At 53.5% G+C, this 12,503-nt stretch carries 8 protein-coding genes; all 8 read right to left on the bottom strand.

Annotated elements, in window-relative coordinates; translation table 11 throughout:
* Nucleotides 1-31: 31 nt before the first annotated feature.
* The 8 genes from LBW89_RS07570 to LBW89_RS07535 all read right to left on the bottom strand — a co-directional run bounded on the left by LBW89_RS07570 (nt 32) and on the right by LBW89_RS07535 (nt 11,518).
* Entirely contained in the window at nt 32-493 is a 462-nt protein-coding gene (locus LBW89_RS07570; RefSeq protein WP_148451440.1) for a MarR family winged helix-turn-helix transcriptional regulator, read from the bottom strand.
* Nucleotides 494-1,306: 813 nt separating this feature from the next.
* Entirely contained in the window at nt 1,307-3,631 is a 2,325-nt protein-coding gene (locus tag LBW89_RS07565) for a glycoside hydrolase family 3 N-terminal domain-containing protein (RefSeq protein WP_148451439.1), read from the bottom strand.
* A 38-nt stretch (nt 3,632-3,669) separates the two neighbouring features.
* Nucleotides 3,670-5,265: a response regulator gene (locus tag LBW89_RS07560; protein WP_148451438.1), complete on the bottom strand. Its 1,596-nt coding sequence runs from the start codon at nt 5,263-5,265 to the stop codon at nt 3,670-3,672.
* Nucleotides 5,255-7,033, bottom strand: coding sequence for a sensor histidine kinase (locus LBW89_RS07555; protein ID WP_148451437.1), 1,779 nt, complete (start codon nt 7,031-7,033; stop codon nt 5,255-5,257). The genes LBW89_RS07560 and LBW89_RS07555 overlap by 11 nt, the downstream gene beginning before the upstream one ends.
* Before the next feature lie 33 nt (nt 7,034-7,066).
* Nucleotides 7,067-7,897, bottom strand: coding sequence for a carbohydrate ABC transporter permease (locus tag LBW89_RS07550; protein ID WP_148451436.1), 831 nt, complete (start codon nt 7,895-7,897; stop codon nt 7,067-7,069).
* Nucleotides 7,898-7,914: 17 nt separating this feature from the next.
* The gene (locus LBW89_RS07545) at nt 7,915-8,790 is read right to left on the bottom strand and encodes a carbohydrate ABC transporter permease (protein WP_148451435.1); all 876 of its coding nucleotides are present in this window, start codon (nt 8,788-8,790) and stop codon (nt 7,915-7,917) included.
* Nucleotides 8,791-8,903: 113 nt separating this feature from the next.
* Nucleotides 8,904-10,229, bottom strand: coding sequence for an extracellular solute-binding protein (locus tag LBW89_RS07540; protein WP_148451434.1), 1,326 nt, complete (start codon nt 10,227-10,229; stop codon nt 8,904-8,906).
* 269 nt (nt 10,230-10,498) lie between these two features.
* Entirely contained in the window at nt 10,499-11,518 is a 1,020-nt protein-coding gene (locus LBW89_RS07535) for a glycosidase (RefSeq protein ID WP_148451433.1), read from the bottom strand.
* Between the last annotated feature and the right edge of the window lie 985 nt (nt 11,519-12,503).

Here is a 12,503-nt window from a genome sequence, read left to right as displayed (position 1 = left end):
TTTCGTACTCCTTTCCTTATCCTCAAATCCTTTAACTCTCCCTTGCGCGGTAATTCTCTTCGATCCGGCCCAGATTGTCTGCCAACTGTTGAATACCGTAAAATAAACCGTCCGTTAACTTCTCATCAAAATGATGAAATAAATCTTGCATAAGCTCATTTTCAAGATCTTCTCGTCCCTTAAAATAAGCGTGGCACTTGGATGTCAACTGAACCCGGACCACTCTCGCATCCTGTTCATCTCTCTTGAGGGCAACAAACCCCTGCTTCTCAAGAATCATGGCCAGTTTCTTTATGTTTTGTCTGGAACAACCGAAGATGCCCGCAACTTCACCTAGTGTGGGAGCCGGGCTTCCATTCTTTAAAATAATGGCGATCAGGAGCCATTGCTTCAAGGTGATATTCTTATCTAATTTATCCCCTACGATTTGCAGCCGATTCGCCAGTGTCAGTATAGTAGCAAAAATGAATGCTTGCTTCTCCTCTTGATTCATCGCGCTAAACCTCCTTGCAAATAGGTAACTAGTTACGTTTTTTTATTTTACATAATCAATTACCTGTTTTCAGTGATATATGTTGTACCCCCCATCGTAGCGGCATGTTAAAAGCAAAAAAGCAGGCCCCTACTTCAACGAAGTCAGGGCCATGCAAATCCTCATGTTGGTTGATTTTTTCTCAGGCAAATAAGTTGTGGGAACTAAGAACCGTATGGAGTATGTTTATTACGGAAGTTTCTATATAGGTTGAACTAAAGAATTAGCGTTGGAAAGGATGTGATAGGGATAGGGTAGTTTCGGATATACGTTGTCAACATCCACAATTGTAACGGGGAAATTTCCTGTTAAAATGTACCGCTCTTTGGCTCTTGGATCGGATTTAGCTGGAAAAGCTCCATCTATTTCGCGGCCCTATTGCCGATATACACCATTTCAGGCACTGACGTTACATTAAACCCAAACATGTGCTGCCGATCCGCAACTTTTACTGGCCGTCCGTTATAATAGCGGCGTTTGGGGCTGCTATTTCGGCCCGATTCGCTTTTTCGGGAAAAATAGCGGTCAAAAAAGGCCTTATATCACTGGTGCGAACCCAAAAATCCGGTTTTTGCCCGACTTTCTCTAAAATAAGGTCCCAAATGACCGCTATTTCACACCGAAGAGCCAAATTCGACAAAATAGCGCCGCAAATGGCCCTTATTTACCCGTCCGGCTTCAAAGGGAGGCGGTTACGGCTATTAGTCCCCCAGTCGAATTCGACAAAATCGCGGCGAAACGGTTGCCGCCATTCTTTTTATCCGCTAAAATTCATTACCCCAGGCGGCCACCCGTAATTTTCAATTCCGCGCCCACCGTGTCCCTGGAGTTCCCGCCCACCATAATGGTGACCCGGCAAGGGACCAGGCCGAACGTCATGTCCGGCTTCCAGACGGCGAACGCCTCCTCGCCCAAACTGAACGTGATGTCGCGCTGCTCGCCGGGCGCCAGCTCCAGCTTCCGGAACGCCTTAAGCTCGGCGATGCGGCGGGTAATGCCCGATTCGCGGGCCCGGATATACAACTGGACGGTTTCGGACCCGACCCGGCTTCCCGTGTTTTTCAGCCTTACCGTTACGGTGACTCTGCCGCCTTCCGCAAGTTCCGCGGCGGAGATGTCGGATTGCGACAGACGCGGCTCTCCATACTCGAATTCCGTGTAGCTCAATCCGTAACCGAACGGATACAGCGCCGCCGAGGTCATGTCCACATAGACCCTTGGCCGGCCGGGATCCTTCTGGTTATAGTAGACCGGGAGCTGTCCGGAAGAGCGGGGAAGGGAGACCGGCAGCTTGCCGCTGGGGTTCACCCTGCCGAACAGCAGCTCTCCCACCGCCCGGCCGCCCTCCGTTCCGGGATACCAGCCGCACAGGATCGCCCCGCAGCCGTCCGCCCAGTCCCCGATCGCATGCGGCCGGCCTTGGATCAGTACGGCAACCACCGGAGTTCCCGTAGCCGCCACCTCCTTGGCCAGTCGGACTTGAACTCCGCCGAGCGCAAGATCCGCCAGATCGACGCCTTCCCCGCAATCCATCTCCGCGGGAAGGCCTCCTTCCCCGATCACGGCTTCTCCGTTGCTGTCGAAAACGCCGTCAAACCTGCGGGCGCTGCTGCCGCCCAACACCAAGACGCAAACATCCGCGCCTTTCGCGGCCTCCACGGCTTCCGCCAAGCCGTTTTCGTCCTCGTCGCGAATGCCGCAGCCTCGGGCGTAAACGATCTCCGTGTCTTCCGGCGCCATCATCCGGATCCCCTCGAGAATCGTCGTGCCGACTCCCTTCCGTTGAACGCTCGTATAGTCGCCCAACTGGTTGTACAAGCGGTCGGCATTCGGGCCGATGACCGCGATTCTTCCGGGCTTCGGCCCCAAAGGCAGCAGTCCTCCCTCGTTTTTGAGCAGCACGGCCGATTCGCGGGCGATTTGCAAATTCACTTCGCAGAACTCCGGTTTGCCGACGACCGAGATTGCCCGCAATTCGTTGACATAGGGCCGATCAAACAAGCCCAATCTGAATTTCAGCCGCAGCACCCGCCGCACCGCCCGGTCGATCAGCGCCTCCGAAACAAGCCCCTGCTTCACCGCCTCTTCCAGCGTCGAAAACGCCGTATCCCACAAGCTCAGGTCCACTCCCGACGCCAGGGCGAGCGCGGCGGCGGACTCATGGCTTCCCGTAAGCGCAATCAGCCGGTCGATCGCGCCCCCGTCCGCCATAACGATGCCGTCAAACCCCCATTCCTCCCGCAATATCCCGGTCAAAAGGCGCTCGTTCGCATGGCAGGGAATGCCGTCGATCTCGTTATACGCGGCCATAAAGCCGGCCGCGCCCACATCCTTCCCCTCTTTGGCGCCGGGAAGATGGATTTCGCGCAGCTCGCGCTCGCCGATCGGAGCCGGGCCGGCGTTGCGGCCTCCGAGGCCGGTGCCTTGTGCGCATAAATGTTTGAGGACCACCGCCACTTTATCGGTCCCCGCCAGATCGTCCGGGCTTTCGCCCTGCATGCCCCGGACGGCCGCTTCGGTAAACCTGGCGGCCAAATACGGATCCTCGCCGAAGCATTCTTCGGAACGCCCCCAGCGCGGATCGTGGAGAATATCCAGCGCCGAGACCAGGCCGACATGCGCGCCTCGGCTCCGGATTTCGGAAGCGACCATCCCGTAGGCCCGCTTCATCAACACCGGGTTCCAAGTCGAGCCGACGCCCAAATTGACCGGCAGCATCGTTCCGTCCAAGGCCTGATGCCCATGGGGGCATTCCTCGGTTAACAGAACGGGAATGCCCAGCCGGGTGTGCTCAATGACATAACGCTGCACCATGTTGGCCGCCTTGGCGCTGTCCGCGGCCGGAATGCCGGTGCGGTAGTCCACGCCGGACCAGGGGTCGCTGCGGAACAAACCGTATAGGGCTCCCATTCCCCCGCCCCAGGCCACTTCCTTTTTGAACTCGTCCGTAAGTTCGTATCCGTCTCCCACCTTGCGGTAGGCGTTCCAACCGTACATCCGCTGGTTTAATTGCCCCACTTTTTCGGCCAGCGTCATTCTGCCGAGCAGATCCTCGACGCGTTCCTCAAGCGCCACGCGGGGCGATTTGTATTTTTCCATTCCACGTCTCCCTCGCTTCCCCACAAGTAGGCGGGTCCTCAGTCGATCTCGGCTGCCGCATCTTTGGACGCGCTGAGCCCGCGATATTCCTTCGGCGTCATCCCCGTATACGATTTGAACACGGAGACGAAATATTTGTATTCCTTGTAACCTACCTTGTCCGCGATTTCAAAAACCTTGTCGTGCGTGGTGGCCAGCAACGTCTTGGCCTGTTCCATCCGCATTTCGTTCATGTATTCCGTAAAACTCTTTCCGGTCCCCTGTTTGAAAATGTAACTGAAATAGCTCGGCGTAATTTTCAGCCAAGCCGCCACTTCGGAAGCCTTCAAATCCGTACCGTTATGCTCGTTCATAAATTTCTTCGCCTTCTCGATGATCCAATAGGACTTATCGATGCCATGGCGTTCGATTCGCTGCATCAGCTGGCTCATTTCTTCCAGGACGGCGGTTTCCAGGGAACCGTACGTGTTAAAAATGTTCAAATCCCACGCCCCGCGGGGACCGTATTCCAGTCCGGTCATTCCGCTTTTGCGCAGCCGCTGCCGGAGCAAGGCCGACATTTCTTCGTACGAGCGCAAAATTTCTTCGGGCAAATAGCCTTCCTCACGGAAAAAAGTAAAGATCCCGGCAACCCGGGCCCGGACTTCCGCCGCATCCTGTTTCAGCATCGCGGCCATCAGGCGCTGCGCGGCATCGGTCGCGTCGAAGGCGGAAATCGTCCGCTCCCGCGCCGCCGCTTCCCGATCTTCCGGCAGCAGAACGGCTTTGTCGTCCAGCAAGTGATAAGGCAGCAACCCGCTGGCTTCGGCGCAGCGGTTGGCCGTTTCCTCCAGGTCGTCATACGGCTCCGACACGCCGCAGTACAGCCGGGCTTCCTTGAGTTTAGAACGCAAGGCGCCAAGCCATTGGTCCCACGCGGCCCGATCCATGTTCACATCGGATACGACCAGTGTAATGAGCAGGTTCTCATGGTCAAATACGGATACCGCGCGAAGGAACGGACGCGCAACCGCGGTATGCAGCCGATCGATCCAGTCATCCTGGATCTCTTCGTACCCTTCCGGCGGCTGCTCGCCAAACTGCTCGTAGAAGCAGTCCAGCTGCGTCGCCAAGACCCGGAATTGCGCCCCGCGCAAAGAAGAGGGAGCTTGCTTTCCGTAAGCGATGCCATGGCGGGCCATATGGGACAGCCACAGTTCGACCTCCTGCATCCCCCCGGCCTTCGCTTCGGACCCGAGCGACAGGACGACCTTTTTTACCACCTCGGTCAATTCGTCGATCTCCACCGGCTTGAGCAGGTAATCGCTGACTCCCAGCCGAATCGCCTGCCGGGCGTAATCAAAATCCTCATACCCGCTGATCATAATGACGCGCACTTCCGGAAACCGTTCTTTCAGGCATTTCGCCAATTGCAGCCCGTCCATGCCCTCCATGCGAATATCGGACAGCACGAGATCCACCCCATGTTCCTGAACGAGCCTCAGCGCTTCCATTCCGTCATAAGCTTCGCCGACGACCCGGACGCCCAGCTTCTCCCAGTCGATCGTACAGCGCAAGCCTTCGCAAATGACGGGCTCGTCGTCCACGATCAGCATGTTTACCTCGCCGTTCTTATTCCCAAGTTTATTGTTCATGACGCTCACCACCGTGATCTTCTTGACTTTCCCCCTTGGGAACCCGCAAGCGAACCCAAGTCCCCTGCGCGGAAGTGCCGATGACCTTCAAGCCGTATTCCGGTCCGAAAAAAATCGACAACCTCTCATGAATGTTGGACATCGCTCCAGGCTTGCCGTCTCCCTTCACCCAGGTTCCCCGATTCATGCCTTTTCCGTTATCGATGACGTCGATCCAAATCTCGCCATGGGCCGCATAACAATTTACGCTGATTTCATTGACGGCCTTGGTGCGGTCAAATCCATGCTTCAAGAAATTCTCCACCAGCGGTTGAACGGTCGCCTTCAGCATCAAGGTGTCCTCCAGACCCGCTTCGGTATGGAGCGTATATTTCAGCTTCTCCCCCAAACGCCGCTGCTGGAGATACAGATAGGACTGCACGAACTCCATCTCCCGGCGCAAGGTAGTCTTATAACTGCCGTTATTGACGCTGGAACGGAAAAATTTGGACAGCATTTCGATCAGCTGACTGGACTTCTCCGCCTTTTCCAGCCTGGCCGTCCACCTTATCATATCCAGCGTGTTGTACAGAAAATGGGGATCCATCTGATTTTGCAGCAGCTTGAGTTCGGATTCCCGCTCCCGCAGCTCCAGCTTGTACTTATGGTCGATCAACTGCTGAATGGTGGCGACCATCTCGTTGAATTTATGATTCAGCTCCGCGATTTCGTCCCTGGATTCGATCGGGACGCGTGCGGTGAAATCGCCGTGCATCACCCGGTACGTTTCTTTCTTTAGCCGCAGAATCGGCATGATAATCGTATAATGGAACCCGATCAGCGCGGTAAGGCCGAGCAGCAGGATGGCCGCCAGTATAAACAGCATCAGCAGTTTGACGCCGCGAAACCCTTCCGACACCGTCGTCTCGGGGATCATGGCCACGACATTCCAGCCGGTGTTATCCATGGAGGAGAACAAGGTCATATAGGCTTTTCCGTCTATCGGATAGGAGAAAAAACCCTCCTGCCCCAAGTCAAGCTTGCCCAGCATCGCTTCATCGGGAACAAAACGATCGCCCAGGTCATCCTTCGATCTCAAGATCACCTGCCCTTCGGGCCCGATGATAAAGACCGTTCCCGCCCCGTCCTCGAAAATTCCTTTTTCCAGCAAGTCCACGATGCTCGCCTCATCCATCCGGATCGTTAAGCGGCCCGTCGGCTTCGTAATTTCACTGTAGGAATTCAAAATCCGGAACATGGAGAGAATTCGGACATCTCCGTTCCAATCGCTGTTCAGGCTGTATCCTTCCGTCCAGACCATCCCGCCTTTGCGGGCTTCGGCCTGAAGTTCCCACCGGGATTCGTCGCCGCGGAACGGCTCGCCCATCTGGATCAAGCTTCCATTATATCCAGCGATTTCGATCGAACGGATATAACTGCGCGACATGAGCTGGAAGGTGAGAAATTCTTCGATATTCCGCTTGAGCTTCTCGCGCTGCTCGCTGCCGAGCGGCGGAGAAGACCTCAGGAACGACCGCATGTCCGGACTCAGAATCAGATAGTTGGCGATATCCTCCACTCTTCTCGTTTGCTCTTCAAGCTGATTGGTCACATTGTCCAAATTTCGCTTCGTGGAGTTCACAAACTGATCCCTTAAGATTTGGTTAAACTTATACTGGACCACAACGCCGACTCCAAATGTCGGCAGGATCACAAACAGCAGGAAGATCACCAGCGCTTTACGCTTGAGACCGAAGTTTCCCAAATATTTTCGGTAATGTCTCCTCATGGTGTCTCTTCCCTTCCGTGTGCTCTCCCCGGGTCAGCCCTTGACCGCCCCCGCCGTCATCCCGTTGACGAGTTGTTTCTGCAGCAGCAGATAAAAAATCAGGATCGGAATCAACGCGATCGTGAGCGCCGCCATCTGCAGGGTCAGGCTGGCGGTTTCTATGCCGACGAAGTTGGCCAGCCCAAGCGGCAGCGTCTTAAGCTCCGTTGAAGTGATCAAAACGAGCGCGAACAAATACTCGTTCCAATTATATATAAAGTTCAAAATAATAACCGTAGCCAGCGCCGGTCTTGTGATCGGCAATATAATCGACCAAAAAATGCGGTACACGCCCGCCCCGTCCATAACTCCCGATTCTTCCAGATCCTTGGGAAAGCTCCGCATGAATCCTTCCAGGATAAACACCGTCAACGACAAGTGAAACGCCGTATAAGGCAAGATCAGCGACCAGTAGGTATCGAGCAGGCGAAGCTTCTGCATGATCAGGAAGATCGGAATCAGAGTCGCATGAATCGGAACCAGCATCCCCAGCAAAAACGCGCCGTAAGTCACCCCGCGCAGCTTAAACTTAAACCGGGACAAAAAATAAGCGGCCAGCGCTCCGAGAAGCACGGTTATGATCAGGGAGGCGAAAGTAATAATGATGCTGTTTAAAAAATATACGTTCATATTCGCCACTTCCCAAGCCCTTGCGTAGTTGGCGAACTGCAGCGTTTTCGGAAACGAAAACGGACCCGCGGCGTATTCCTGCTCCGTTTTGAAGGAGTTGACCACCATCCAGAAGAGAGGAATTACATTAATAATAGCGAACAGGCACAAAAAAGTGTATGCGAATAACCGGTACAAGCCCGACTTTCTTTTCATCCCGCTTCCCTCCTTCCCTAAACCTCTTTCTCCCGGCCGAACCGATTGATGACGGAAATGACGATCAAACTGAAGAGCAGAACCAGGATGGATACCGCGCTCCCGTAGCCGTAACGCATATTGATAAAAGCGCTGTTGTACATGTAAATCGTCATGACTTCCGTCTGATGCGCCGGGCCTCCGCCCGTCAAAATCTGAATCAGGTCGAACACCCGGAAGGAGTTGCTGATGCTGTACACGACGCCCACCATAATCGTTCCCCGGATCATCGGAATCGTGATGCGGAGCGTCCGTCTCCATCCGGTAGCCCCGTCGAGTTCGGCCGCCTCGTTTACTTCGTCGGGGATATTTTGCAGCGCGGCCAGGAAAATAACCATGTATAAACCGCAATTCTGCCAAATGTACGCGATGCTGATCGACAGCATCGACCATGTCGAATCGCCCAGCCAATTCCGTCTCCATCCGTCCAGTCCGATCATGCTCAGCAAATTGTTCAACATGCCGTATTCCGTGTTGTACACCATGCCCCAGATGAGGGAAACCATGACCGAGGAAATGACGACCGGCATAAACCCGATCGTCCGGAATATCCCCGAGCCCTTCAGCCCGCGGTTAAGCAGCAGCGCCAGCAGCAGGCCCAGCGGGAGTTGGCCGATCAGTCCGGTCACCATGATGATGACGTTGTTCTTCACCGACAGCCAGAAGGTGTCGTCGGTCAGAATTTTCATGTAATTATCGAAACCCGCAAAGGTCATCGATCCGATCCCGTTCCAGTTCATCAGCGAGTAGTACAGCGACAACCCGATCGGAACGATGGCAATCCCCAGATAAATGACCAGCGCCGGGAACAAGCCGAGAAAAATCGCAAATTTGGTCCCTCTTAAGGTTTGCATCCGGTTTCCTCCTTTTTGCCCGTTTTCAAACCCGATGAATGAAGAAAACCCGGTTTATCGGGTTTTCTTCGGCTTCGGATTCAACTTCGGAGTCTGTTTGCTCCAACTTCACTTTAGTTCAGATTGTCCATCGCTTCCTGGACTTCCTTCGCCAACTCTTCCGGCGTTCCCCGGCCTACCGTTAGCGCTTGCAGTCCGTTTTGAAGCACGTCCACCACCTGGGTCGGAACGACGCTGTCAAACACCGGAGCCGTGCCGTTGCCCGTCAATTCCAGCATCTCCTTCAAATATTTGCTGGCATCCTCGGGAACTTCCACCTTCGCGGGCACCACGATGCCGTTGCGGATCAATTCTTTGTACAGATCTTCGTTGACGAAGAACTTCAAAAACTCCTCGGCCGCCTCGCGCTTCTTGTCATCCAGTCCGCTCTTGATCGAAATGCCGTATTGCACCACGCCAGCGCTCTTGGCCGCGTCGCCTTTTCCCCCCTCTACGCTCGGGAACAGAGCGATCCCGAACTTGTCTCCCTCGCTGTTCGTAATCCGCACTCTGCCGTCCACGGTCGACGAGGAGATATGCATGGCCGCTTTCCCTTGAATAAAATAGTCTTGAGCCTGAACCGAATCCATATTGTTCGCGTCGGTGTTGAAAGCGCCCAGTTTGCTCAGTTCATCCACAACGGCCAGGGCCTTAACGAATTCCGGATCGGTGAATTTCGCTTTGCCCGCCAGGACGGCCGGCAGGAAATCGCTGCCCGTAAAGCGGTCCCCGATAATCGAAATATAGGACGACTGCAGCGGCCACTGTTCCTTGTTGCCGAGGGAAATCGGCGTTATGCCCGCCGCTTTCAGCTTTTTGACCGCATCGATAAATTGATCGTAGGTGGCCGGAAACTGCTCATAGCCCACTTGGGCGAACATTTCTTTGTTGTAGTAGACGATATCGACAAAGGTCTGTTTGGTCGGAACCGCATATTGTTGGCCGTCCACATTGAAACCGGTTAGCGCGCTCTCCGGAAGAATCGACGTCCAGTGATCCATCAGGTCGTTGATCGGCTGCAGCAAATTCCCGGCCACCAGCGGATCCAGGTCGGCGCCCGGCCATACGACGTTGATGTCGGACAGGTTGTTTCCGGCGGCCAGGGTGCGAAGCTTTGTTTTGTACTGGGCGGCGGGGACGCCGTCCTGCTTGATCACGATATTGGGATGCTGCTTTTCGAATTCCGCGATTCGGGCTTTGTACACTTCGTTGTCCACGTTTGGCGAAGTCCAGGGATGCATCATGTTCAGCGTAATCTTCTCGGACTCCGTTCCGGCGCCGTTTCCACCGCTCCCCCCACTGCCCTCCGCATCGTTCTTGCCGCATGCCGCGGTAAAAAGCGTGAGCAAAGCGATCAGACCGAGCAGCAGTACTTTCTTGCTTTTGTTTGTTTTGTTCATAACCAACCCTCTTTTCGTGATAATGAAATCGGTGAATATCTAACAAACCATGATGCGTTTCTTATCCTGATTCGTTATATAAGCAATTATAAATCGGTTCACGCTTTGTCTATATCCCATAAATTTACGATAATATCCAAAAGAATCAAGATAAGTTTAAATTTCACGTCATGAAATGTAACATAATATAGTATAGACAAAGGTAAGCGGTTACAAATCATTTTGGAAAATAACCGCGCTGCGGCGGTCAGTTTCACATGTACGGTGATTTAATTTTCCGGCTCGTTCAAAATATAATCGACCAGCTCGTCCAACGGGACCGTGGCCAATGCGATCGCCGTGTCGGTAACTCCGTAGTAAACGTACAGCAATCCGTCCTTCACCACGTTGCCCGTCGGGAAGATGACGTTAGGAATCTGATATCCGAACTTCTCGTAATACGTTTCCGGCTCCATGATAAAATTCCGGGTCCGGGCGATGATTTTTTCCGGGTTCTCCAAGTCCAGCAGCATGGCTCCGACCCGGTACACGACATCGTCATCCACCCCGTGATAAAGGACCAGCCAGCCGCGGTCCGTTTTTACCGGCGGCGTCGATCCGCCGATTTTCCGCGACTCCCAGGCGGGATTCTCCCCTTTGGCCAACAGCTTCGGCTCATCCCAATGAATCAAGTCGTCGGAATAGGTGATCCACATCCCGGCTTTTTCCGTGCCGTATTTGTCGCCGACATATTCCTCGGGGCGGCGCAGCAGCACGTAGCGGCCGTTGATTTTTTCCGGGAATAAAATATTGTCCCGATCATTGATATCCAGCGGCGTCGTGTCGGCTAAAAACTCCCAATCCACGAGATTTTTGGAGGTCAGAATCGACGAGCGCGTCAGCCAATGCCCTTCCTGCTCGCCCCACCCGTCCGGGTATTCCGGGATGGAGCGCTCGGGGACCCCCCGGCCCGTCGGGTAATAGCTCATCGCGCAAGGACGCAGCGCATAGTTCAAATAAAAGGTGTCCTCTATTTTGACAATGCGCGGATCCTGTACGCTCCCGTACGGAAATCCCAGCATATCCGGCGTCACGACAGGCTCGTCCTTGACGTGCGTAAAGTGAACGCCGTCCTCGCTTTCCAGCAGGCCCAGGAAATTTTTGCACGGTGTCAGCGATCCGGCCGTCCTTTCGATCATATAGAACTTATCGTTGTCGATAATGACCGCAGGATTGAAAACGGTTACCATTCGCCATTCGTATCCCCCGGGTACCACGATCGGATTTTCCGGATGTCTCTCGATCTTCATCTGCATGCCTCCTCTAAATCCTCTTATAGGGCTATTATAAAACGCATTCAAAACGCAAAATATCCTGTGGACTTTAGAAAACGTCCGAATAATAGGGGTGTTTTTTGGGGAAATCAAAACCACCCGTGTGAACGGGTGGTTTGCTCTAAGGCTATAAGTCTTTATTACCGGCTCGCGTCTAAAGGCGCTTGCTTTCAAGCTACTATGTTTGCCTATCCCTGAAGGGGTGCGATTATTACTATATTGAACTATTGATTTGCATGTGGGGCAGCCGTATGGAATGTTCTTCCGATCGCAAAGGCGAGCTTTAGCTTATGCTTCCGATGCCAGCTTTCTTTCAGAAAGCTTGTAGCTTCTCCAGAATCATTTCACACTCTTGCCTATTGCTAATTCTTTAGTTCAACTTATATAGATAGTGCCCCGTCAGACTACCTTGATACATAGAATTCCTGCATATCTGCATGCTTTTTTCCTGTTTGGACTCAAAATTTCTAAATACCTGCAAATCTGCAGGAATTTTCGACGAAACCGGCTCATTTCTCTAAAATCGCTGGAAATGCCTGCAGATTTGCATCTTTTTTCGCATCCCCTCGGGAATCGGCTTAAATACCTGCAGATTTGCATCTTTTTGGAGTTGGAGATTTGGAAGAAACACCTAGGCGCCTCTTTGGATGTGACATATCACTTCGATTAGCCATTAAGCCCACTGACGTTGCATTAAACCTGACTTAGTGCTGCCGGTCAGCAACTTTTTCTGGCCGTCCGTTATAATAGCGGCGTTTTGGGCTGCTATTTCGGCCAGATTTGCTTTTTCGGGAAGAATAGCGGCTAAAAAGGGCCTTATTTCTCTGGTGCGAGCATTAAACTTGCAAAAACCTTAACATCAGTTAGTCGTAATGAGTTGAACTAATGATGGAGGGATAGAGGCAGCCGGGTGAAATGTTCTTCCGATCGCTGTTGCTCCCGGATTTCTTGATGAATTAAA

The organism is Paenibacillus sp. alder61 (assembly GCF_020179875.1).
Taxonomy (GTDB): Bacteria; Bacillota; Bacilli; order Paenibacillales; family Paenibacillaceae; genus Fontibacillus; species Fontibacillus faecis.
Note: the sequence above shows the minus strand (reverse complement) of the source record. Positions and strands in the feature narration are given on the sequence as shown.

Excerpts from the sequence above, each read along its gene's own strand:
- LBW89_RS07555 (WP_148451437.1), bottom strand. The coding sequence starts at position 7,033 with ATGAGGAGACATTACCGAAAATATTTGGGAAACTTCGGTCTCAAGCGT.
- LBW89_RS07540 (WP_148451434.1), bottom strand. The coding sequence starts at position 10,229 with ATGAACAAAACAAACAAAAGCAAGAAAGTACTGCTGCTCGGTCTGATC.
- LBW89_RS07535 (WP_148451433.1), bottom strand. The coding sequence starts at position 11,518 with ATGAAGATCGAGAGACATCCGGAAAATCCGATCGTGGTACCCGGGGGA.
- LBW89_RS07550 (WP_148451436.1), bottom strand. The coding sequence starts at position 7,897 with ATGAAAAGAAAGTCGGGCTTGTACCGGTTATTCGCATACACTTTTTTG.
- LBW89_RS07565 (WP_148451439.1), bottom strand. The coding sequence starts at position 3,631 with ATGGAAAAATACAAATCGCCCCGCGTGGCGCTTGAGGAACGCGTCGAG.
- LBW89_RS07570 (WP_148451440.1), bottom strand. The coding sequence starts at position 493 with ATGAATCAAGAGGAGAAGCAAGCATTCATTTTTGCTACTATACTGACA.
- LBW89_RS07560 (WP_148451438.1), bottom strand. The coding sequence starts at position 5,265 with ATGAACAATAAACTTGGGAATAAGAACGGCGAGGTAAACATGCTGATC.
- LBW89_RS07545 (WP_148451435.1), bottom strand. The coding sequence starts at position 8,790 with ATGCAAACCTTAAGAGGGACCAAATTTGCGATTTTTCTCGGCTTGTTC.